Source organism: Pseudoselenomonas ruminantium, assembly GCF_900104055.1.
Classification (GTDB): domain Bacteria; phylum Bacillota; class Negativicutes; order Selenomonadales; family Selenomonadaceae; genus Selenomonas_A; species Selenomonas_A ruminantium_C.
On record NZ_FNJQ01000030.1, the window covers coordinates 15,340 to 37,124 of the forward strand.

The window sequence follows — 21,785 nt, forward strand, 5'->3', positions numbered from 1 at the left end:
ATGCTTTTTGTAAAGCTTACTTGCGTTTGCTCTGCAGATACTCGTCAATGGCAGCAGCTGCCTTGCGGCCAGCGCCCATGGCGAGGATTACCGTAGCCGCGCCCGTGACGATATCGCCGCCGGCAAATACGCCTTCCTTGGAGGTGGCGCCGGTTTCTTCATCCGCAGCGATATTGCCGCGCTTCGTGATGTCGAGGCCCGGCGTGGTCTGGGAGATAATCGGATTCGGGCCCGTACCGATGGACACGATGACCGTTTCCACTTCCAAATCGAATTCAGAACCTGCAATCGCTACCGGACGGCGGCGGCCGGATTCATCGGGTTCGCCGAGTTCCATCTTGATGCAGCGCATGCCGCTAACCCAGCCGTTCTCATCCCCTAAAATCTCAACCGGGTTGTTGAGGAGCTTGAATTCGATACCCTCTTCTTTTGCATGCTCGACTTCTTCCTTGCGGGCAGGCAGTTCTGCCTCGCTGCGGCGATAGACGATGTAGACCTTCTCAGCACCCAGACGCAGAGCCGTGCGGGCCGCATCCATGGCCACGTTGCCGCCGCCAATAACGGCTACATGCTTGCCAATCTTGATTGGCGTAGCGTATTCCGGGAACTTATACGCCTTCATGAGGTTGCAGCGCGTCAGGAACTCATTGGCGGAGTAAACGCCGCTAAGACTTTCACCCGGAATGCCCTGGAAGCGGGGCAGGCCGGCACCCGTGCCGATAAATACCGCATCGAAGCCTTCTTCTTCCATGAGCTCGTCCACCGTAAACAGACGGCCGGCTACGGAATTCAGCTCGAACTTCACGCCGAGTTTGGCGATATTGTCGATTTCCTTCTTGACCACATCGTCTTTGGGCAGACGGAACTCAGGAATGCCGTAGGACAGCACGCCGCCCGCTTTATGCAGGGCTTCGAATACCGTGACCTTGTAGCCCTTCTTGGCCAGGTCACCGGCACAGGACAGGCCAGAGGGACCGGAGCCGATAACAGCAACTTTCTGAGCATCCGCGGCATATTCGATGGGCTTTACTTCTTCATTCTTGGCCATATAGCGGTCCGCTACATAGCGTTCGAGACGGCCGATGCCGACGGATTCGCCTTTCTTGGCCAGCACACAGTATTTCTCGCACTGGTTTTCCTGCGGGCAGACACGGCCGCAGACAGCGGGCAGGGCGTTGGCTTCCTTGATCTTCTCAATGGCGCCGTCAAAATCACGCTCTTTGATCTTGCCGATAAATTCCGGGATATCCACGGACACCGGGCAGCCCTTGCGGCACTGGGGCACCTTGCAGTGCAGGCAGCGCTCTGCTTCAGCTACTGCCGTTTCCTCATCGTAGCCCAAAGCTACTTCGTCAAAATTATGGGCACGGACCTTGGGGTCCTGCACCGGCATTTCATGTTTCTTCAAAGACAAAGCCATCGTTTATTTCCTCCCCAAACCAATGCGGCAAATATGATCTTTTTCCTCGGCCTCCAGGTCGCGGTACATGCGCTGGCGGCTCATGAGTTCGGGGAAGTCCACCTTGTGACCGTCAAATTCCGGGCCATCCACGCAGGCAAACTTCGTCTCGTCGCCTACGGTCACACGGCAGCCGCCGCACATGCCCGTACCATCTACCATGATGGGGTTCAGGCTGACCACCGTCGGAATGCCCATGTCACGGGTAGCATCAGCCACGCTCTTCATCATGATGACCGGGCCGATCGCCGTGATCTGGGCAATCTTTTCGCCGCGGTCCACGAGTTCCTGCACGGCATAGGTAACAAAGCCCTTGATGCCGCGGGAACCATCGTCGGTGGTAATCAGGATTTCATCGGTGACTTCGGACATTTCCTTTTCCATAATCAGGATGTCTTTCGTCTTGGCACCCATGATGGCGATGACCTTGTTGCCAGCTTCCTTCATGGCGCGGGCAATCGGGAAGGTCGGCGCTACGCCGATACCGCCGCCCACGACAACAACCGTACCGTCAAACTTCTTGATTTCCGAGGGCTGGCCCAGAGGACCGGCAAAGTCCACGATGGTGTCGCCGGCTTCTTTGGCAGCCAGTGCCATGGTAGAAGCACCGATGACCTGGAACACGATGTTGATGATGCCCTTTTCGCGGTCGAAATTGGCAATGGTCAGAGGAATGCGCTCACCTTCCTCGTCCACGCGCAGGATGATGAACTGACCGGCCAGACATTTTTTCGCCACACGCGGGGCTTCGATATCCATGGAGAAGACGCTGGGAGACAGCTCTTCCTTTTTCAGAATCTTAAACATGATTCACTCTCCTAATACACATAAAACTTTATCAAGCAAATACGCCTGCTAAATACTCTTCCAGATTGGTCTTGATGGGCATCAAGTAGACATTGGCATCCTTCTTATCCGCCATTTCCATGACCTGACGGGAGAAATCCACGCTCCACTCCAGCGTGGGGTTAAAGCTCTTGGGGAAGATGACATTATTCTTGCGCTCCCAATAGCTCTGGGAAGCTGCCGTGACCACTGGCGAAACGCCCCAATACACATCGAGCCCATCGAGCATATCCATATAGATCTCCAGCAGCCGCATATCGAAAAACGGCTGCGTGAAGAATCCGGCGGCACCGGCCTGCACCTTGCGGCGGGTGCGGTAGACCTCATGGCGCATGGAACTCCTGTACTGGTCAATGCCCGCATAAACCTTGACCTCGGGCATTTCCTCCCGGAACTTGCGGATGACATCCGTGGATTCCGTAGGATAAACCTCATGCGTCATGCGCTGAGGTGGATCGCCCTGCACCACCAATACTTCCTTGATGCCTTTTTCCCGCAGATAATCCTTCATGGGCAGCTCTTTGTCGAGGTCAATATCCATAGCGCGGATATGGGGCATGGACATGGCAAAATACTCCTGGGCAATGGCCGAACCTTCCCAGCTGCGGGTGTCAAACCGCAGTAAGTCAGGGATATTGATGACATCAATCTTGCCTTCATACTGCTTCAGGAGCTGTAATTCGCCGCGCAAAGTTTCCTCGTCACGGGGAATCAGCTCCACGGATACTCGTTTCATAGGCTGCCTCCAGACTATCTGTTAATTTGTAAAGATAATAAGCTACATGAATACTATTGTAAAGTTTTTTTTATGAAAATGCAAGCTTGCCGCCTTTATTCTATGGAGGAAATTTCCTGCCCAAAGCGAATAAATACGTTAGCGATGGATTTAGTAAGGACGAACTCATAAGTAGCCGATAATATCGACAAATCTACGTATAAGTGGACAAATATCTCATTCGTAGATGCTTATGAGGCCGTTTCAAGCCCCAGTGACCGTGTTCAACGAAAGTTGTTTGCGAGATGAACTAAGTTATCAGGATAAGTTAAAGACTCACCTTCGGATGTAAACCATCAGTCCGTCGCTCTGAGAGTGCCAACCAAGAAACACCGCTAATGTCCTGCGGTGATAACAGGGAAACACATGAGCTTCCTGATGACATGGGCAAGAAGGAAAATTCTCCAGAAATGGAAGGTGGCAGAGATGCCTACAATCAAGAAATATGCGTTCGTTCTGGACGCTGAAGGGAAACAACTTGACCCCACAATCGAGCAGAACGCTTGGCGGCTTGTCCGCCAGCACAAAGCTCGATTGGTGTCAAAGTTTCCTATGGTAATTCAACTGAATAAAGTCGTAGATACCCCTAACAGTGACATGGTTCACTGCGGCATTGACGATGGTGCAAATCATGTTGGGCTGGCTCTGGTTCAGAAATGCCAGACCAAGAACAAGGTTTTGTTCAAAGGCACTATCGAGCAACGAAAGGACGTTAAGCACCTGTTGGATGTTCGCCGTGGCTACCGCAGGTATCACAGATACCATAAGCAGTATCGCCCCGCAAAGTTTCTCAATCGTGCCTCTTCAAGACGTATTGGCAGGCTGATGCCTTCGATTATCCAGCGGAGACAAGCAGTTTTGCGGGTAATCGACAGGCTTCGCCAATGGGTTCACATTGACGGCTATTGGCTGGAGGACGTAAAAATCGACATTCGGGCATTGACTGATAACTACCAGCCTTATCGCTGGCAATACCAGAAGTCTAACCGTCTGGACAATAATCTTCGGCTGGCAGCTATTCATCGTGACGGATGTAAGTGTATGGAGTGTGGCAAGGAAAAGACACGCTTTGAGGTACATCACATCACGCCACAGGAGGCTGGCGGGGCAGACACCATCAGCAACTTGATAACGCTTTGTCCTAAGTGTCATACCAGAACTTTTGGCAGAGAAGCTCAGTTTGCCGACAGATACTACGCCATGATTGGCTCTGCTGGTCATGTCGAAGGGCTTGATGATGCCCAGCGTGTCATGCAGGGTAAGCACTGGTTCAGAGAGCAGTTGCAACAGCGGGGTATGTTGAGGTTGACTACTGGCGGTGATACCGCCAACAAACGTGAGGACTGGAGCATTGTCAAGACTCACGCCAACGATGCAGTCTGCATAACCGATTTAGAGCCAGAGAACGTGGAAGTTGAAGAGTGGTGCATCAAGCCCATGCGTCGCAAGAGCAAGGCTGGCATCGATGAAGTTTGTGGTTTCCGTCATCGAGATTACGTGACCTACACATATCGCAATGGTGATACCCATACGGGCTATGTTACGGCGATGTATCCTGATAAGAGGCAGTTAAATTTTCAGTCTCCAACAAAACATTGCAAGCGTGTCCCAGCGTTAAAGGCACGGCTTTTATGGAGATATAATAGAATTTATTGGTTTAAATGTGCTTAGGTAAACACCTTTGAGTATGTTTAACCATATTTTTAGGAGGAGGTCGGGAAATCATGGGAAAACTCGATATTGCCAAAGGGCAGTTTCTCCATCGGAAAGGTGACGAGGTTAAGGATATCGCTATTGTCCTCAAGGGCAGCTTCACGCTGACAGCTAGTGACGACATTACACTGACGGCTGGCAACGGCGCCATTATCGGTGCCTTTTACTCAAGTGGCAGTGCCTATCACTATGATTACCGCGCTGAAGAGGACTGCACGCTCTTCGTCTACGATTACGCAGACGAAGATGACCTGGCAACCGCCATCAGTGCCACGCCGGCCATTGCTCCGGTAATGGCTTCGTCCAGCATTGCCCTCCTGAACAACATGGTCAATGTATTGGACAATCTCTACGAAAAAGCCCTCCACCTCTGTGACAGCCTCAAGAGTGATTACAACGATTATAAGAAAGTCTGCACCACCTTAATGATTCCCCCCCAGCATTTCGATCATGTAAACCAGCTGCAGGCCCCCGATAAACCTGCAATGCTGACTGGCTGGCAAGCGGCCCTTTGCCGTACCTGTCATGAAAAGAATGACCTGTTGCGCAAGGAGTGCTACCCAGCAGATATAAATTTCTGCATTGGCGCCGTCATGCTCTGCTCTACCCTTGCCCAACAGATACATCCCCAGCTAGATTTCATCACTGCCTTTATCCAGAATACGCTGGCTGCCGCCAATGATTTCACCAGCGAATACCGCACCCAGAAATCCAAGCTGGATGAAGCCCATCGTCAGGAAGCGCTGAAGGCTGGCAGTGGCAACATTCCCAAAATCACCAACGCCCTACATACGATTTTGGCCTTCGCCGGTATTGGCCGGGATATTGGCGATGCCTTAGAGAAGGATATCCGCCTCTTTATGAAAGCCCCGGATAAGACTGAAAAATCGACAGAAATGCGCCGGCTACGGACAGATATCAACAAGAACTTTTTCACCATCTATGAAGCCGCCTTTTTCCAAAGCCTCAACACCGAAAGCATTCCCCCTGAAGTCCGGATGTTCTTCCTGTTTGGCTTTATCGATGAGGAATTGGCCGGTGAGGAAAACACCGCCGCCCTCTATCACCATGCCGTGCTTTGGGAAGATGACCCGCAAGGCATGGTCCTGCCTGTCTATGAATGGCTGAAAAAAATCTATCGTAGCGAAGTGCCGCCCTCTAAGGACGAATTTGACAATGACTGGCCTGACCATCTGAAGGAAGAAGTACGTCAGGGCAATCTAAAACAGGCCGAGGCAGATGCCATGCTGAAAGATACCGCCGCCATGGCCCGCTTTGAACTCCATAATATGGTTGCAAATGCCAACAAGATGACCTATGGCAGCATCTTCTCCTACGTTCCGGCCTTCTATGCCCAGGCTCTGTCCCGCCCGCTGGATACCTGTCTGTCCACAGCAGCCAAAGTCACACATGCTCTCAATCATATCCGCGCCATCGACTACAGCTGCTTCTACCGGCCTGCTTATGCCACTTATCCCGAACTGAAGATCAATCGTTTTGACTACAACAAGGAAATCCTGCCCTATATCATCCTGATGCCCAACTATGGCAGCCGCGGTCTTATGTGGCAGGAAATCGAGGGGCGCGTACGCACAACACCATCCCATATGGTGCTCTCCATCTACCACTCCGAAGATTTGGAAACCACCCTGATCAAGATGTGCGCCCAGTTCCGCTGGGAAATGTGCAAACGCATCCAAGGCGTGCATTACAGCGATGTCACCGAACCATCCCTGACCGCCGAATACTGCAACTACCTGCAGTTCTACAAGAAGAACTCCACGCTGTCTGCCGATATGAAGGAAAAAGTCAAAAGCGCGCTGAAACGTTATGGCAACAGCTACAGCAAGGTCTTCGCCGCCGAATACGAGCAGTTCGTCAAGAACGAATCCGAAGGCCTGCCCCGCCTCAACAAAGTTGCCCGCGAAATTCTCTTTAAATACTGCACCTTCGGTCGCGACTATCGTGACGCCCTCTCCATCAATCCCCAGTACAAACCCTTGATTGATCGCTGGAACATCACCCACGATGACAAAGTCCGCACCTTTGAACTATTCACCCGCAGGATCCTCGGCCAAATAGCAGATTTGCCTGAGGAAATGAAAGTTGAAGAAGAATATTTGAAACTATAAGCAAAGGCTGTGACAAGGTATGCGCGCATCCACATATCTTGTCACAGCCTAATTTCATGCCCGCTTTAATCACTGCTTTTCCATTCGTTCCACAAGGCAAAGCCCAATATCATGGCACCGCCTACCCGTTTTGTTCCCGAACATATCCAAAACCTTTTCGCCTGGTATCGGCAGGCAAAACTCCATCCGCTAATCAAAAGTGCCATATTCCATTACGAATTTGAGTTTATCCATCCTTTCGCGGACGGCAATGGCCGCATGGGACGGATGTGGCACAGCCTTCTACTGGGACAATGGAAGGAAATGTTCTTATGGCTGCCGATTGAAAAATTGATTCAATCGCGGCAAAAGGAATATTATGCGACACTCGGCATTGCAGATAAAAAAGCAGATTGCGCAGAATTTGTAGAGCTTATGTTGGAAATTATCCGTGACAGTCTCAACGATTTAGCCCTTGAACAGTCGAACACCGACCAAGTAAGCGACCAAGATACCGACCAGGTAAGCGACCAAGATAACTCACCTACCGAAAGACTACTCTCCGTTCTTGGTGATAAGGAACTTTCAGCTACCGAAATCATGGAACGGCTTGGACTTTCCCATCGTCCCACTTTCCGCAAGAACTATTTGACTCCAGCTCTAGAGAAAAAATTGATAGAACGCACCATTCTCGATAAGCCGAACAGTAAAAATCAAAAATATCGAAAATGCTAAAACAGCCGGCTGTTACTATGCAGGCTCCCCACGTTTCAGCATTTGCGCAATGCGTTCTTTTTCTTCACTACCATTAGTTTTCAATCGAATAAATGGCAGTTGATATTTTGCCAATATGCTATTTTTCAATTTGTCACGTTCCGCCTGTTTGCTTCCCTCTTGATGATAAGCTACTCCATCTACCTCAATTAACAAAACCGGCAACTTACTCAACTTATTTACAATCACGAAATCAATATGTGTCAAGGGATTAGTCGCATATTTTATTTCTTTATCATTAAGTAAGTCAAAGTCACTAATCAGCATATTCATTGGCAAATGACAAACAACTTCTAATGATGAAAATTCATCTTTCGATAAAATTTCCAGCAAAGCATCATACATAATACATTCCGAAGGATATTCAGATATATCCTTGTGCTTTTTTAGAAGTTCTTGACGCTGTTTCGTATATTGACTATACAAGCAGTCAAATATAGAACTAATTTTACTTTCGCTCACTTCAAAGTTATTATATCTAATATATGAAATCAAATCATTAATATTACCATTTTTATTATGTTTATTGCCATTTGTAACCAAGCATAATCTTTTTTTCGCTCTTGATACGGCTACATTAAGCATATTAGCATTATCCACAAAATCAGTAATTTGATTATCCACCGTTGATATTATGATAAAATCTTTCTCTCGTCCTTGAAACTTGTGAACTGTATCTATCTCCACATTATTTATTTGTTTTTGCATTGCGTCCACTTGATTACGATATGGACTTATAATCCCTACACCTTCTATTACAGGTTCATTGTACAATATATCATTAAGTATCACATCAATTTCACGTTGATTATACCTCCCCCTGCAATGATTCCCCTCTCTTGTCATTATCACCTTTAAGACATTATCTTCACCATCATCCTGCGTCATAATCGCTAATTCATCATGATAAAATTTTTTATTGCAAAATTCAATAATACGAGGATGACAGCGATAGTGTTCTTTTAACAGCACACATCTTTCTGGTGATAATTGCATCTTTACAGACTGTAAAAAGCTATGTGTATATCTAAAGCACTCTTTAACTAAAGCCTCTTGAAAAATTTTCTCTGTTTCCTTTTTCATGCTACTATCCACAACATTGGGTAATTGTTTTGAATCGCCTACAATAACGGCATTCTTAGCATGAAACAAGGATAATGCTCCTGTTACCACATCAACCTGTGAAGCTTCATCCATGATAACGTAGTCATACATAGTGTCTGTGCCCAAACAAGACAAGGCAGAAAACGTCGTGCTCAAAACAATCGGATATTCATTCAAGAAATCTCCCGCTTTACTTTGCAGTTCACCAGCACTAAATACAGTGCGTTCCTTTTTTCCAGCATATTTATGCCATACTGTCTCCTTCAATATATCCAGTGACTCATCACACATCTTTTGCAACAAATCGCTTTCTCTAGTATCTAAAAAATGGACTAATTTTTCTTTCCGTTTCTCTAACTCTTTTTTCCGCATTTCATAGAATTTGTTTTGCAACGACGCAATAACCGACTGAACATTTTGTTTCCAAAAATTTAAGCTCATCACCCCATATTTCAAGGCACAAAAGCTACAAAACAAAACATACTTCCATTTCTTATTACCATCAAATGATTGGTATTCATCCAATAATCTCAATATCCTTTTTGAAGATAAAGGCAAAATACTAGAAAATTTCTTTATTTCAATACTATTATCATTTAGGTAACTTTCAAAATATTTCCTTTCCGTTTGCAATGATTTCAAATCTAATTCTATCTTTGCCAGTTCTACCTGTGCCGAAAATATTTCACGTAATTCTACAATCTTATGATTAACAGACTTCTTTAACGCTGATATATCTCCCACATAATGCCAGTCCAATATCTCCGTCGGATATTTACCATTCTGTGAATTAACAAAAAATTCCTTATTATCCTTCTTGCCAAGAACAGCCGCCATGAAGTTCATATTATTACATTTCAGCTTATCGTATACATTATCAATTGCCGAATTATTATATGACACCACTTGTACTGTTTTCCCCTGTTTTATAATATTCGCGATTATATTTAATATAGTTTGTGTCTTACCAGTACCTGGTGGCCCTTCTATGATACTCACTTGATACTTGAAAGCGTTTTTAACAGCCTCTATTTGACTGTTATTAGCCCCAAAAGGAAATATATAATCATCAGATGTTATATTAATAGCAGCATTTATCGAAGTATTTAGATAACTCTTTAACACACTTCCTTCTAATACATATCGTATACTCTTATATTTTTTTAATAATAAGTTCCCATCATTTTTATCCTTTAATGGATTTAACTCTGCAATTTTCTTTAGATAAGTAAAAACATTATCATCTTTTACATTATTACTAAATATACGTACCCTATTCGTTTTAATACTGTATTTGTATATTTTGTCATTGTTAATAAATTTTATATAATAAAAACCACCACGTTTATCACAAGCCGTTATCATTCTTGTTTTATCAATACCATCAATAATAATACTAACATTATTCAAATCCATTTTTCATCCCTGCACAAAAAGCTGGCTAACTTTTATCCGTTATATCAAAAATTCACAGCAATACGCTTCTGTTTATTCAAATATCTTTCCACGTAATCAGCACAATCACGCTGATTCATGTCGTAAAACCACATTCCTTCAGACGCTTTTACACCCTCTAAGAGGTTACTTGTCTTCACTATTTGTTTAGCCGTATTAAAAGAATAACCTCTCTTGCACAGTTCCATAACCGTAGCCCGATAGGCAAATGTTACGTCGTTTAATGATAGCATATATTTAGCGGTCTTCATCCTCATAGTACACACTCCTCCCGAAAAGTCAGTGCATTTATCGCATTTTCCGTTTTAAGCGCAATTTGCATCCCCGGCAACTTTGCCTTCAAACCGTCTCTAAAATCCTGTTCTGTTATCCTATCTGCCATTAGAAATTCCAGCATTACGGCTATTTTACCATCTGCTATCGGCCCCATTATACAATCATGGGCAGGCAAACTCTCTGCGTACTTACTTTCCCATTGCCTGAAATCCTCCTTCAATAATTATATCACCTAAATCATACTGCGAACAACAAAAACAGGCGGCTTGACCTGCCATTTTTGACAAGTCAAGCCGCCTGCTACTATCTGTATCTTTCAAAACCCTGCCGTCTTATTCTCCACCATACGGAAGAGTTCGGATTCTTCGGGGATTTGGGTATAGTTCAAGATTGCCTTATGCAGGCCCTTTTCCTGAATCGCCCCCTGTACTTCCTGCGCTTCTTTGTCTCCATCATAGTCGAAGTGGAAGGCGGCACCAATTACGGTGGCGAGTGCCGAGGGTTTCTGGCCCTGCGCCAAAAGCTGGGTAGCCGGGCTTACGAGGCGGTCTTTGGCGCCGAGCTTGCGTTTGGGGCCGCGGGCTACTCTTGTCACTTCGTCGCTAAGATGCGGGTTTCTAAAGCGGTTTTCGGTAGTCTTAACGTACTCTTCATGCTTTTTGGGATCAAAACCAAACTTGCGCACGAGCAAGTCACCGGTTTCCTGCCAAACCTTACGGGCCATATCCACGATGTTTTTATCCTGCATGGCGCTGTAAATATCCTTGATGCCTTTGCGGTAAGCCAGGTACGCAATGGAAGCATGGCCAGTGTTTACGGTAAAGAGCTTGCGCTCGATATAGGCTTCGAGGTTTTCCACCCAGGTCAGGCCCTCAATCTGCGGCGGTTCACCTTTGACCTGGGTCACGTTGGCATCCCATTCGGCATAGGGTTCGACCTGCACGAGCAGGGGGTCGTCATTTTTCTGCAGGGGTACGATTCTGTCCACAGCGGCATCTGGGAAACCGATATATTCTGCCACCGCTTCTTTGGCTTCTTCCGGCAGGTTTTCTTCGACAAAACCTTTGAGCACCGTCGAGCCGCCCACCATATTTTCACAGGCGATGACATTCAAGGGCTGCTGATTTACTTTTACGCGTTCTGCAAGGCCTGCCGCCAGATTCGGCGCAATGAATTTCAAGATATTCGGGCCAATAGCTGTCGTGATGATATCGGCTTCGCAAATCGCCTGAATAAGTTCTTCGGGATGGGCGGCACTGTTGATGGCGTGCACATGTTCCACATGGATGATTTCGGGCGTATCCCCCACGATTTTGATATCGTAAGCGCGGCGCTCATTGATTAAATCGACAAGTTCTGCATTGACGTCCACGAACGTCACTTCATAGCCGGAACGCACCAGGAGTTCTCCGATAAAACCTCTGCCGATATTGCCTGCACCGAAATGGATTGCTTTTTTCATCTTGATTACCTCCAAAATTTGTCAAAAAAATAGTCCCTTTTCCACAGGACAGACTCCTGCGTGGAAAAGGGACATGTAATATTCAGATTTTATTAGTTTGCCAGTGCGAAACGCTCATAGAGCACATTGGCATCTTTGGTGTTGTAGAGTTTTTGTAGCTCTTCATCACTGCATTCATCCATCGTAGCGGCGATGTTGGCGAGGATGGAGAGATGGTCGTTATCCTTGCCGGCAATGCCCACGAGGATATGGGCGGTGTCGTTGCCGAACTTAATGCCTTCGGGATACTGGAGCACCACGATACCGGACTGACGGATGGTATCTTTGACAGCGGCTTCGCCATGGGGAATGGCAATGCCTTTGCCCACATAGGTGCTGATATCGGCTTCGCGTTTGAGCATGCCTTCAATGTAACCTTCGTCTACAAAACCTGCTTTAACCAGAGCTTTGCCGGCGGCGGTGATGGCTTCTTCCTTGCTCACGCTTTTTAGGCCGAGCTGGATATTCGTAAGGTCCAAAACGTGTTTTTCACGGGAACCGGACTGGCCGGCAGCCATTACGCCGTCCATCTTATTTTCGGAAAGGCGGGCGATAATCTGTTCAAACACATCATTCTGCGTGAAGTTGCGCACGAGGATATGTTCAGCCTGCGGCGAATCTTCCATGGCACGCTGTGCCAGTTTTTCATGGGTGACGACAATCTGCGCATCCTTGGGGATATTGCCGATGGCGGCGTTGGTTACGGAGATATGCGTGTAACCTGCATTGCGCAGTTTCTTGCGCAGGCTGGCAGCACCGAGGGCGCTGGAGCCCATGCCGGCATCACAGGCATAAACGATATTCTGCAGTTCGCTGCCGCTGATGCGTACAGCACTTACGGCTACCTGACCACGCTGTTTGCGTTCCTGCATGGCGGCTTTTGCTTCTTCGAGGGATTCGCCGCTTTCCTCGCTAGCGGAAACTTTAATGAATACCGATGCTACGGCACAGGAAACCACCGTGGCCACGAGGAAGTCTGCCATGTTCGCGATAAAAGCACCTTTCGGCGTCATGGCGAGAACCGCGATAATGGAACCCGGAGAGGACGGGGCGATAAGACCGCCGCCTAAGAGCTGCAGTGTTGCTACACCAGCCATACCGCCGGCGATAACGGCAATCAGGAGTACCGGCTTCATGAGGACATAGGGGAAGTAAATTTCATGGATACCGCCCAGGAGGTGAATAATCATCGCACCAGGAGTGGAATCTTTGGCCATGCCTTTGCCGAAGAACCAGTAAGCCAGCAGTACGCCAAGGCCAGGGCCGGGATTTGCTTCGAGCAGGAAGAACATGGACTTGCCAAATTCTTCGGCCTGCTGAATCCCCAGCGGTGAGAGCACGCCATGATTGATGGCGTTGTTGAGGAAGAGTATCTTCGCCGGTTCAATGATAACAGATGCCAGCGGTAAAAGACCTGCTGCCACAATGCCTTCCACGCCAGAGCGCAGCACGCCATTAGCAGCCAGCACCACGGGGCCGACGCCGACAAAGGCGAGCACAGCCAAGACACCGCCTAAGATACCTGCCGAGAAGTTATTGACGAGCATTTCAAAGCCCGTGGGAATCTTGTCCTCGATGGCGGCATCGAATTTCTTCATCAGGTAACCAGCCAGCGGGCCCATAATCATGGCGCCCAGGAACATGGGAATGTCGGCACCGGCGATAACGCCCGCCGTGGCAATGGTACCGACCACGCCGCCGCGATGTTTATAGACAGCAGCACCGCCGCTATAACCTAAGAGCAGGGGAATGAGCCATTTGCTCATGGGGCCGCCCACCTGCGCCAAGTATTCATTGGGCAGCCAGCCCGTGGGAATAAAGAGTGCCGTCAAAAAGCCCCAGGCGATAAATGCACCAATGTTCGGCAAAACCATACCGGACAAAAACCGGCCAAATTTCTGCATGGCTTCCTGAAAGTTGAAGCCTTTGACAGAAGCTGTCGCTGTACTCATGGATTACCCCTCCATCAATTCCTTGTATTTCTTGGCATGAAACTCCTGGAATATGCGGATCAATTCCTCATGGATCAGCCGCTTATCCCCTTCATGCAACACTTCGATAAAGCCCCACCGTTCGAGTAGAATGGCGGATATATAACCTATTGTTTCCAGTTCATACTGACTGCATTCCTTCGGTGCCACCATCACCGCCGCCGTGCGGATTTTCTCCGTGGGTTCGGCGGGATAGAAGAAAAAGTCACCGACATGGACAATGCCAAAATGAATTTCCTGTACATGGCTGCTGCGGCAGTGCAGCAGAATCATATGATTGCCGCTGACCGCTGTGCTGCCCTTGTCTTCCCGGGCCAAAAGTTCCCGGGCCACGTTCTCCGCTGCCTGCTTATCCGCACTTATGAGCCTGCCAGCCAGCTGGGAAATTTCCTGCACCGTCATGGACTTTGCATCCTCCGCGAAGAAAAAGCCCTCGATAAGTGTCAGGATTGCCCGTTCGTAAGCGCCCATGATTTTAAGGGCGCTGACAAAATCCGGCTTGGCGGCTGCCGGAGCCTCTACCCGTTCGACGGGCAGCTGCCTGTCGAGCAGACCGTCAATTTTTGCCTGGTCGGCCGGTGTGAGCAGGGCACTTACGACCACCACCGGCAGCGGTACATGCGGTATCGGCACCGTCGCGATGATAAAATCGGCCTCGTGCTCACGGAAATAAGCGGGGGTAAGCTGCATGGTGGAAACCATATCGTGAACGATGAGATTGTCATACTGCTGGCGCAGGCGGCTCGCAAGCAAGCGGCTCGTGCCCATCCCCGTGGGACACGCCACAATCACACGACGCTGCAATTTCTTGAGCGTCTGATTGTCGTTGAGCGCCGCGCCCAGATGCATGGCAATATAGGCGATTTCCTCCTCAGGAAAAACGATTTCCAGTTCCCCTTCGATATCCTTGACACTGGCTGCCGCCAGCTGCATAAGCTCCGGATAATTGCTGTTCATCTCCCCAAGCAGCGGATTGCGTATCGGCATCCCCATTTTTAACCTGCTGATGGACGGCCCCAAATGATTGACCAGCCCCGTCAGCAGTGCCGAATTACGATATAATTTCTGACCACTGAGCCGTTCCGCCGCTCCCATGATGGCCTTGGCCATGCGCACCAGATGGAAATTATCCAATGAGGCGGGCATGCCCTGCGGCTGGTAACGGCTGCGGGCTCCCAGGATATGCATGGCGATATAGCCTGTTTCTGCCATATTGATCTCAATGGCAAATTCCTGCGCTATCTGCTCCCCCAGCTCTTTCGCCAAAGCAAATTCCCGTTTTTGCTGCAATTCCTGCAGCACTTCCTGCGCCAGGTTGATGGGCTCATGACGGCGAATACGCTGTACTGCCAGTGCCAGATGGACCAGCAGTCCCACAAATGCCTGGTCGGAAAGTTTTTCCGGCAGACCTTTTTCCGTCTGACGGATCAAGCGTTCCAAACGCTGAATGATTTCTTTATCAACAAGTTCCAACAAGTAGGATGAGGCCTTATCGGCGGCCTGCTCATCTTCGGTGAGATTGGCCTGCACCAGCTGCAAAAGCTGCGCCTCGCCTACGTTTTCATAAATATACGTTACGATTGCCTGCCGGATATCCTGTTCCCGGCCCTCGATATAGACCCCCAGCCCCGGCTTGCGGACAAGTTTCAGCCCATGTCCCTTAAACCAGCCTTCCAGCTTGTCCAGATCGTTGCTGATGGTGCCATCGGTCACGCCTAAGAGTGATGCGAGGGCAAAGAGCTTTACCGGCTCTTGATTGGGAAGCAACTGGCTCACAATAATCGAGCGCCGCTCCTCCGGAGAAAAAGTTCTGTCATTCACCTGCCCCAAGAATTCCCTGAGCGAAGCCTGGGCCTCGGCGCCGCCGTCAATCTTGTAGCCTGCCCCCTTCTTTTTGTTCAGGTTCAGGCCGTATGATTTCAGTGCTTCCGCCACGGCTGGCAGTTCCCGGGAAACCGTCTTCGTGCTGACGCCCAGCTTTTCCGCCAGTTCCGCCGCACTCTGACCGCCGGATTTCCCCTCGGTCAGCATCTTCAATATTGCTGTCGTTCGCTCACGCAGATTCATCTTCACTTTGCCTCCTATGATCACTCAGAAGCGTATCGAAACCGTTTTGTTTTTCTCTTGTTTCGATGGTTTTATTATAAGGTTTATTCTGGTTTTATACAAGTCAAAGACATTCAATCTTGTCCCGGACAAAAATGGACAAAAATAAAGAATGTCTCCCCGCCATTGCCAAACCACGACAGATGCTATAGAATAGAACAATCATGATTATACGAAGGAGCCTCTAACCTATATGACCGATATGGAAAATGAATGGGACAAGCTGCTGCACATCAAGACCACAGGCCGGGATGATACCATTTCCGACCTGGTACGCTACCCCTATGAACCAACCGATTACACGGTTCTCGAACAATTAGCCAGCAGCGGCTACATCACGAAAAACAACACCGTGGTGGACTACGGCTGCGGCAAAGGCAGGGTGAGTTTCTTCCTGACCAGCCAGACAAAATGCCATGCCATCGGCATCGAGTACAATCCCCGCCTCTATCAAAGGGCCTGCACCAACCAGCTGACCGCCCCCAGAAGCAGCCGCGTATCCCTGCTTAAAACAGATGCCATAGACTTTGCCGTTCCAGAACAGGTGGACCGCTGTTTCTTCTTCAATCCCTTCTCCGTGAAAATCCTGCGCACCGTGCTGGATAACCTGCAAAAATCCTGCCAGGAATCCCCCAGAGAAATTCTGCTGATCTTCTACTACCCGTCTCCCTCCTATACCGAATACCTCGCAACGGTCCCACATTTAACGTTGATTGACACCCTCGACTGCCGCCCCGGAGAAAAATACAGCGATCCAAGGGAAAAACTGCTGGTATTCCGGCTTAAAGAATCCAATCATTAAATTCGAAAATAAGCCGTTGGGGCTGGTAATGTTTTTTCGCAGCTTTGGGCAAGCCTGTCAAATAGGAGGCTATTACATCATTTTACTACTTGCCATAACCCCTTATAAATCAAGGGTGCAGGGATTTGCCTTGCGTAACTTTTTATAGTTTTCTACCATATAATAGGCTAGTGGCTCTACATTGGTCCTACAGTTTTGGGTATCAGGAAAGGTTTTCATAGCTGACTCGTCAAGTGACGGGTCAGTTTTTTATTGGAGTGTTTGGGGTGTTACCCGCCCTAGGCGGCGTTCTCTGCTTTGGTGGACGCTGACCCCCATGACGACGTGCCACCGCCCCCGGGCACAAGCGGTTACAGGTCACGGGTGTCCGATTACTCGGGTGGACAGGCAAGCTGTCCACTTCGCATCCGACACCAGGACAAGAAAAAAGCAGGGGCATTTGCCCTGCTCGTGATGATTATTCTTTTTTCTCCTGCTCTTCCAACGTATTCATATAAGACCTTATAAATTCATATTCTCCCTGCAGTTTCATTATATCATCCATGTTCTTATATTTTTCCCCCAGCATTTCTGCTCTTTCGCAACTCAGCTGATCCATCAGCACATACAGTGGATGCTTCTCATCCATAATATGATGCCTGTCCAGATATTCTTGCATCCTTATCAAAATATCCCAAAACAACTCACGAAATATATCTATTTCCTCTATGACCTGAAAATCCATGCTGTCTCCCTTACGTTTATTCCCGATTTTCCTGCTCCGCCGCCCGGTACAGTTTCGCGAGTACAATGTCGGTTATTGTATGTATACATTCACCCAGTTCAGGCTTGTTGTCATAGACCGTGCAATGGGTGGACTGGTCAATAACGTATACCCAAAGCAGGTAAATCTCTAATTCCGAGTATTCCTCCAGACACTTGCTGCACTTTACTTCCAGCTGTTCCCGGTTTATAAATTCGCCGTGTTCAGCATCCGCTTTTAACTGATCCCATATCGTGGGGTTATCTCCATAAAAGTAGCTCTCTTCTTCATGGGCAAATGTATAAACCCTGTCGTATATACGATCAAACATCTGCGCAGCCATCTTCATGGCCAGCCTTTCGTACATAAGGCTCTTGTCGTTAACATCGCACAAATCTTCGTCCTGCGTACCATCTTCCAATTTGAAGTACCAATCTAATTCTGACATTGAAGCATCCTCCCTATAGCAAATTTATAACCATGATCAGTTTACACCCTCTAAATTAAATTAGGGTTAAATTTACAAGGATGTATATCTTCAAATGAACAACGGCACTCGTCAACGTCCCGATAGTATCCGTATTTTTTCGGCCTCTTTCTCCCCAATCCCCTTTATCGCCTGGGGAGCCGTCATTATCTCCCGAAGCGTGAGCGTCTCGAAAACATCCTCAGAGATGTCCAGAAGCTCCGCCAGCAATTCCCGATTATTTTTTATAGTTATATCCCCATCGCTCATAGTGAGCACTCCTTTTCCACCACCAGAGACATAAAATTGCGCAGAGCCAGGTACTCCTGCTGTTTTATGTTAATTAAGCATGCTATAATCAACATATAGATGATGAAAGGAGATAAAAGATATGCTTATTTCTTCTGGCGGATTGGCTTTTCTGGTGATTGCATTTCTTACAATTGGGTTTTATTTAGTAAAATTTATAGTATGGACGAAAAACGACATAAAAAGGCAACAGCAAATAGAAAAGGTACGTCAAGAGAAATTTCACCACGAAAGCAACTCTATGGTGCGTAGATATGCAGGTGTCATAATAATTCTTTTAGTTTCCTCTCCGTTTGTTTTCTTTTTTTGGACAGACATCGGCGGAAAAATGCTTATAAGTAATCCTTTAGTATTTATCTTTCTTTATGTAGCAGCAGGCGTAGGTATTTTAAGATTGTACGAAAAACACAAATAAGCAGGGGCCAATCGCTCCTGCTTTTACATTTAAGCGGGCGGATCCTCAGCAAACCGCCCGCCTTTCCTCATTCGGTTTTTTCGATCTTACATACAGCCCTCAATCCCATAGCTCACCCGCCGGGCGGCCATCTGTGCATCTGTCAGCGCCGCCTGATATCCCTGTTCATACTGCTGGTGAGCATAGGCATCAATCAGGTGGATTATCTCATCCAGCCTGCCCTCAGTCCAAGGGCTCATGGCATAGGCTTCTCCCAGTTTGCCACGAATTACAGCCTGTAAATCCATTTCACATCATCCTCCATCTTATGAAAAATATTTAATACTCAATACTTGCCTCATGCTCCCGTTCCACCTGGGCCAGCACTTCCTTAAATCCTGTTAGTGCGGCAAAGGGCGCGAACTGGGCCGCCCGCTTTATCATGGGCATGCGCCGATGATTTTGGGGTTCAGGACGGGGCATATCTACTATTTCGGCATAATCTTCCTTTTTACTTGTTATCTGCATATTTCATAACCTCCGTGCCTTCTTTGTGTAACTTATTTACTCATAGTGTAATGCAAAAACAAGCGGTTGACAAGTCAAATTTTTGACATGTCAACCGCTCCTATTTCTGCCATTATGAAACTCTGTCCCCCAATATGCATCAGGAACGCCCGTATTATCCGTGGATTTGTCCCCCTCTAACACATCCACAGCATACCAGTTCTTAAAATATTTCTATTTTTAGGGCAATGTTCCAATATCTTTTTCTTTTATATAATCTAGTATATTGGGCGCTGCATTAAATGCACCAGAAAAACGGACGCCACTATTGTGTTTTGCCTGGCTAATTAAATTTTTTAATTTTATGATATTATCAACACCTAATAGTGGCATTATCTTCTCACACTGTCTCCTTGAAACCAACCGCTTCCACAATAGATCTCCCTTTACATAGCTATACATGTAAGGAAACCAAAAGTTATACATTCTATAAGAAACTATATCAAAAACCGTAGACAATTGGTATAATACTAAATCCGCTCTAGCCATAGCATCTTTTGTTAATATCGGATACTTTTCTCTACCGCATAACAGAAATGCTATTTTCGAAAAATAGTTTTTATCAAAATGTGATTTATTTTCTTCTATCGAATCTATGTATCTATTATATTCCAGATACCCAGACGGACGCTGTTCAGAGCCTGAATAAAAATTCGCTCTTAAGAAATAAGTGTTTTTTAATATTTCATATAAAATTGAATACGACTCATAATTCAATAGTATAGCAGTAACACCTATGAATAATTCCCATCTAAAAAAAGCAAAGCAATCAACATTAGATTGAGAATATGTTACACCATCCGCCTTAGGCGTCTCATTATACAACCTTTCAAATAAACGAATTAAGAACTCTGCCGATAGTTCCTCATTTGCAGCCAACTCTTCAATATACTCAAATACGCAGTCCCGAATTTTCTTTAATGCATTTACCTTATCAATCGCATCAGCTTTCTTAAACGTTTCAACATTTTGCTGCTCATTTAGTGCATTTATAATAATATCCGTAAATTTTCTCGCGTTGTTTTTTGCAAAATCCCCCCTTCCATTTTCGTTAGCTTTTTTTAATTTTCTTACCTCTCCTTCCATTTTTATATTCTCACTGTTATCTTCCAATAACCATGAGGGCATTTCGCCTAATGGCGGTTTTTTATTTAGTGGTTTTTCGTATAGCATCCTCAATAATTGTTCATAATCATCTTCATTGCCCGAAGAAAATTCAATATACATCCTCGAACTTATATACGTTGGTATATAAGTTTCACCATTTTCATCTCGTTCAAAAATAACAGGAATATATTTACTCTGCTGATTATGTTTGTAAACTTCAGGACTAATAATTACTGTTTCATCACCTACTCCTCCCTCTCTATTATCAGCCTTATTTTTATACACTTTATCACATATAATTAAAACTCTATCTATCGTTTCATCATTTACAGACTGCTCCATAAATGCATATTTATCTTGTCCTTCCTTTAGATCCCATATGTCTAAAACGACATCCACACCATCATGTCTTAATCGTTCCGCTAACTCTTTCACTCTATCTTTAACTTCTTTATTCCCCCATGCATAAGAAATAAAGATTTTAGGCCTTTTGTCTATCATGTAATCCACCTCATTATATAAATAAATTTAAACATCAACTAACTAGGATATATAAATACAAAAAATCCCGCAGACCTCCCGCACATAAGCCTCACAGGCATCCGCAAAGACAGCGGCATCTCTATACGTGGCAAAGAAATCGGCCACGGTTGTACAAATTGCTGCATTTTTATTCGCCATGATTGTATTCCCTTTTCAGATTAAACTTCATATCGTAGACATTGACTACCTTTATTATAACATATCCCCCAAGGGCAAACAGGCGAAATTGACATGTCAACTTGACAAGTCAATTCCGCCCTCATTACGTCATTTTTCAAACCGCTTAAGTTCCTGTATCAGCTCCCCCAGCTTGTCAGTGAACTTATCCATGGACTTTTGGAAACTAGTCAAAAGATAAAATGTCACCACAATGGGGAAGCCCACGGCAGATACGGCGGTGAGTATGGTCTGCTCCATAGCACATCCTCCTAAGCGAAAAGCCCCGGCATGGTGTGCTCCCCGTCAAGTGGACAGGTAAAAAAATAAAAATATTCATTGCTGCTCGCAACTAATGCGAGCAGCTTTTTTCATGCAGCTCCAACCAGTTTTTCGTGGTACTCTCTTGGGGTTCGTATGCCTAAATGACGCTGTGGTTTGTCATAAGTGTAATATCTTATATATTCCTCAATTGACTCAACCAACTCTTGCCGGGAAGTAAATCTGCGCCTGTAGTACATCTCGCGCTTCAAGATACCCCAGAAGCCTTCCATGGGGCCATTGTCTAGGCAATGTGCTACACGGGAC

General features: G+C 46.7%; 22 protein-coding genes. 5 read left to right on the forward strand and 17 right to left on the reverse strand.

All coding sequences use genetic code 11. The annotated features are described in order from the left end of the window. Positions 1-16: 16 nt before the first annotated feature. From gltA to BLQ59_RS12075, 3 genes are read right to left on the reverse strand one after another with little or no spacing between them, the layout of a single operon-like run. The gene (gene gltA / locus BLQ59_RS12065; protein WP_074573121.1) at positions 17-1,420 is read right to left on the reverse strand and encodes an NADPH-dependent glutamate synthase; all 1,404 of its coding nucleotides are present in this window, start codon (positions 1,418-1,420) and stop codon (positions 17-19) included. A 3-nt stretch (positions 1,421-1,423) separates the two neighbouring features. Beyond that, positions 1,424-2,266, reverse strand: a complete 843-nt coding sequence (locus BLQ59_RS12070) for a sulfide/dihydroorotate dehydrogenase-like FAD/NAD-binding protein (RefSeq protein ID WP_074573122.1) — start codon at positions 2,264-2,266, stop codon at positions 1,424-1,426. 31 nt (positions 2,267-2,297) lie between these two features. After that, positions 2,298-3,041 carry a methylenetetrahydrofolate reductase gene (locus BLQ59_RS12075; protein WP_074573123.1) on the reverse strand — a complete coding sequence of 248 codons (744 nt, stop codon included), beginning with the start codon at positions 3,039-3,041 and terminating at the stop codon, positions 2,298-2,300. Between the two features lie 405 nt (positions 3,042-3,446). Here BLQ59_RS12075 and iscB point away from each other — a divergent pair, with 405 nt between their 5' ends. The 3 genes from iscB (at position 3,447) to BLQ59_RS12090 (ending at position 7,639) form a co-directional block, all read left to right on the forward strand. Continuing rightward, positions 3,447-4,751 (forward strand): RNA-guided endonuclease IscB, encoded by a 1,305-nt coding sequence (gene iscB / locus BLQ59_RS12080; protein ID WP_218122906.1) that lies wholly within the window; start codon positions 3,447-3,449, stop codon positions 4,749-4,751. A 53-nt stretch (positions 4,752-4,804) separates the two neighbouring features. Further along, positions 4,805-6,925: a cyclic nucleotide-binding domain-containing protein gene (locus tag BLQ59_RS12085; RefSeq protein ID WP_074573124.1), complete on the forward strand. Its 2,121-nt coding sequence runs from the start codon at positions 4,805-4,807 to the stop codon at positions 6,923-6,925. 111 nt (positions 6,926-7,036) lie between these two features. Next, positions 7,037-7,639, forward strand: a complete 603-nt coding sequence (locus BLQ59_RS12090) for a Fic family protein (protein WP_074573125.1) — start codon at positions 7,037-7,039, stop codon at positions 7,637-7,639. A 15-nt stretch (positions 7,640-7,654) separates the two neighbouring features. Here the strand turns inward: BLQ59_RS12090 and BLQ59_RS12095 are convergent, their stop codons facing one another. The 6 genes from BLQ59_RS12095 to BLQ59_RS12120 form a co-directional block, all read right to left on the reverse strand. Beyond that, positions 7,655-10,198, reverse strand: a complete 2,544-nt coding sequence (locus BLQ59_RS12095) for an AAA domain-containing protein (RefSeq protein WP_074573126.1) — start codon at positions 10,196-10,198, stop codon at positions 7,655-7,657. A 44-nt stretch (positions 10,199-10,242) separates the two neighbouring features. Continuing rightward, entirely contained in the window at positions 10,243-10,494 is a 252-nt protein-coding gene (locus BLQ59_RS12100; RefSeq protein WP_074573127.1) for a hypothetical protein, read from the reverse strand. Next, positions 10,491-10,733: a DUF3990 domain-containing protein gene (locus BLQ59_RS12105; RefSeq protein ID WP_074573128.1), complete on the reverse strand. Its 243-nt coding sequence runs from the start codon at positions 10,731-10,733 to the stop codon at positions 10,491-10,493. The genes BLQ59_RS12100 and BLQ59_RS12105 overlap by 4 nt, the downstream gene beginning before the upstream one ends. A gap of 96 nt (positions 10,734-10,829) precedes the next feature. Continuing rightward, entirely contained in the window at positions 10,830-11,975 is a 1,146-nt protein-coding gene (locus BLQ59_RS12110; protein ID WP_074573129.1) for a mannitol-1-phosphate 5-dehydrogenase, read from the reverse strand. A 92-nt stretch (positions 11,976-12,067) separates the two neighbouring features. After that, entirely contained in the window at positions 12,068-13,966 is a 1,899-nt protein-coding gene (locus BLQ59_RS12115) for a PTS mannitol transporter subunit IICBA (RefSeq protein ID WP_074573130.1), read from the reverse strand. Positions 13,967-13,969: 3 nt separating this feature from the next. Further along, on the reverse strand, positions 13,970-16,072 hold the full coding sequence (locus BLQ59_RS12120) for a BglG family transcription antiterminator (protein ID WP_074573131.1): 2,103 nt from the start codon (positions 16,070-16,072) through the stop codon (positions 13,970-13,972). A gap of 241 nt (positions 16,073-16,313) precedes the next feature. On the opposite strand from BLQ59_RS12120, the gene BLQ59_RS12125 reads away from it, so the two are divergent. Further along, the gene (locus BLQ59_RS12125) at positions 16,314-16,913 is read left to right on the forward strand and encodes a class I SAM-dependent methyltransferase (RefSeq protein ID WP_256324675.1); all 600 of its coding nucleotides are present in this window, start codon (positions 16,314-16,316) and stop codon (positions 16,911-16,913) included. A 457-nt stretch (positions 16,914-17,370) separates the two neighbouring features. Here BLQ59_RS12125 and BLQ59_RS12130 read toward each other — a convergent pair whose 3' ends face one another. The 3 genes from BLQ59_RS12130 to BLQ59_RS16070 form a co-directional block, all read right to left on the reverse strand. Continuing rightward, entirely contained in the window at positions 17,371-17,637 is a 267-nt protein-coding gene (locus BLQ59_RS12130; RefSeq protein ID WP_074573133.1) for a hypothetical protein, read from the reverse strand. A gap of 16 nt (positions 17,638-17,653) precedes the next feature. Further along, positions 17,654-18,103 carry a hypothetical protein gene (locus BLQ59_RS12135; protein WP_074573134.1) on the reverse strand — a complete coding sequence of 150 codons (450 nt, stop codon included), beginning with the start codon at positions 18,101-18,103 and terminating at the stop codon, positions 17,654-17,656. A 111-nt stretch (positions 18,104-18,214) separates the two neighbouring features. After that, a complete protein-coding gene (locus tag BLQ59_RS16070; RefSeq protein WP_176756805.1) occupies positions 18,215-18,391 on the reverse strand; it encodes a hypothetical protein in 177 nt (58 codons plus the stop codon). 121 nt (positions 18,392-18,512) lie between these two features. Between BLQ59_RS16070 and BLQ59_RS12140 the strand changes: the two genes are divergently transcribed. After that, a complete protein-coding gene (locus BLQ59_RS12140; protein ID WP_074573135.1) occupies positions 18,513-18,845 on the forward strand; it encodes a hypothetical protein in 333 nt (110 codons plus the stop codon). 86 nt (positions 18,846-18,931) lie between these two features. Here BLQ59_RS12140 and BLQ59_RS12145 read toward each other — a convergent pair whose 3' ends face one another. The 5 genes from BLQ59_RS12145 to BLQ59_RS12165 form a co-directional block, all read right to left on the reverse strand. Further along, positions 18,932-19,132 carry a hypothetical protein gene (locus BLQ59_RS12145; RefSeq protein WP_074573136.1) on the reverse strand — a complete coding sequence of 67 codons (201 nt, stop codon included), beginning with the start codon at positions 19,130-19,132 and terminating at the stop codon, positions 18,932-18,934. 31 nt (positions 19,133-19,163) lie between these two features. Beyond that, the gene (locus BLQ59_RS12150) at positions 19,164-19,352 is read right to left on the reverse strand and encodes a hypothetical protein (protein ID WP_074573137.1); all 189 of its coding nucleotides are present in this window, start codon (positions 19,350-19,352) and stop codon (positions 19,164-19,166) included. A gap of 219 nt (positions 19,353-19,571) precedes the next feature. Next, positions 19,572-20,999, reverse strand: a complete 1,428-nt coding sequence (locus BLQ59_RS12155; protein WP_074573138.1) for an SEFIR domain-containing protein — start codon at positions 20,997-20,999, stop codon at positions 19,572-19,574. Between the two features lie 309 nt (positions 21,000-21,308). Next, positions 21,309-21,458: a YvrJ family protein gene (locus tag BLQ59_RS15800; protein WP_074573139.1), complete on the reverse strand. Its 150-nt coding sequence runs from the start codon at positions 21,456-21,458 to the stop codon at positions 21,309-21,311. Between the two features lie 110 nt (positions 21,459-21,568). Then, a partial coding sequence (locus tag BLQ59_RS12165; protein ID WP_143005356.1) for an IS3 family transposase occupies positions 21,569-21,785 on the reverse strand: 217 nt, incomplete at its 5' end.

Coding starts and splice junctions, on each gene's coding strand:
- gltA (WP_074573121.1), bottom strand. CDS start 1,420: ATGGCTTTGTCTTTGAAGAAACATGAAATGCCGGTGCAGGACCCCAAG.
- BLQ59_RS12070 (WP_074573122.1), bottom strand. CDS start 2,266: ATGTTTAAGATTCTGAAAAAGGAAGAGCTGTCTCCCAGCGTCTTCTCC.
- BLQ59_RS12075 (WP_074573123.1), bottom strand. CDS start 3,041: ATGAAACGAGTATCCGTGGAGCTGATTCCCCGTGACGAGGAAACTTTG.
- iscB (WP_218122906.1), top strand. CDS start 3,447: ATGAGCTTCCTGATGACATGGGCAAGAAGGAAAATTCTCCAGAAATGG.
- BLQ59_RS12085 (WP_074573124.1), top strand. CDS start 4,805: ATGGGAAAACTCGATATTGCCAAAGGGCAGTTTCTCCATCGGAAAGGT.
- BLQ59_RS12090 (WP_074573125.1), top strand. CDS start 7,037: ATGGCACCGCCTACCCGTTTTGTTCCCGAACATATCCAAAACCTTTTC.
- BLQ59_RS12095 (WP_074573126.1), bottom strand. CDS start 10,198: ATGGATTTGAATAATGTTAGTATTATTATTGATGGTATTGATAAAACA.
- BLQ59_RS12100 (WP_074573127.1), bottom strand. CDS start 10,494: ATGAGGATGAAGACCGCTAAATATATGCTATCATTAAACGACGTAACA.
- BLQ59_RS12110 (WP_074573129.1), bottom strand. CDS start 11,975: ATGAAAAAAGCAATCCATTTCGGTGCAGGCAATATCGGCAGAGGTTTT.
- BLQ59_RS12115 (WP_074573130.1), bottom strand. CDS start 13,966: ATGAGTACAGCGACAGCTTCTGTCAAAGGCTTCAACTTTCAGGAAGCC.
- BLQ59_RS12120 (WP_074573131.1), bottom strand. CDS start 16,072: ATGAATCTGCGTGAGCGAACGACAGCAATATTGAAGATGCTGACCGAG.
- BLQ59_RS12125 (WP_256324675.1), top strand. CDS start 16,314: ATGGAAAATGAATGGGACAAGCTGCTGCACATCAAGACCACAGGCCGG.
- BLQ59_RS12130 (WP_074573133.1), bottom strand. CDS start 17,637: ATGGATTTTCAGGTCATAGAGGAAATAGATATATTTCGTGAGTTGTTT.
- BLQ59_RS12135 (WP_074573134.1), bottom strand. CDS start 18,103: ATGTCAGAATTAGATTGGTACTTCAAATTGGAAGATGGTACGCAGGAC.
- BLQ59_RS16070 (WP_176756805.1), bottom strand. CDS start 18,391: ATGAGCGATGGGGATATAACTATAAAAAATAATCGGGAATTGCTGGCG.
- BLQ59_RS12140 (WP_074573135.1), top strand. CDS start 18,513: ATGCTTATTTCTTCTGGCGGATTGGCTTTTCTGGTGATTGCATTTCTT.
- BLQ59_RS12145 (WP_074573136.1), bottom strand. CDS start 19,132: ATGGATTTACAGGCTGTAATTCGTGGCAAACTGGGAGAAGCCTATGCC.
- BLQ59_RS12150 (WP_074573137.1), bottom strand. CDS start 19,352: ATGCAGATAACAAGTAAAAAGGAAGATTATGCCGAAATAGTAGATATG.
- BLQ59_RS12155 (WP_074573138.1), bottom strand. CDS start 20,999: ATGATAGACAAAAGGCCTAAAATCTTTATTTCTTATGCATGGGGGAAT.
- BLQ59_RS15800 (WP_074573139.1), bottom strand. CDS start 21,458: ATGGAGCAGACCATACTCACCGCCGTATCTGCCGTGGGCTTCCCCATT.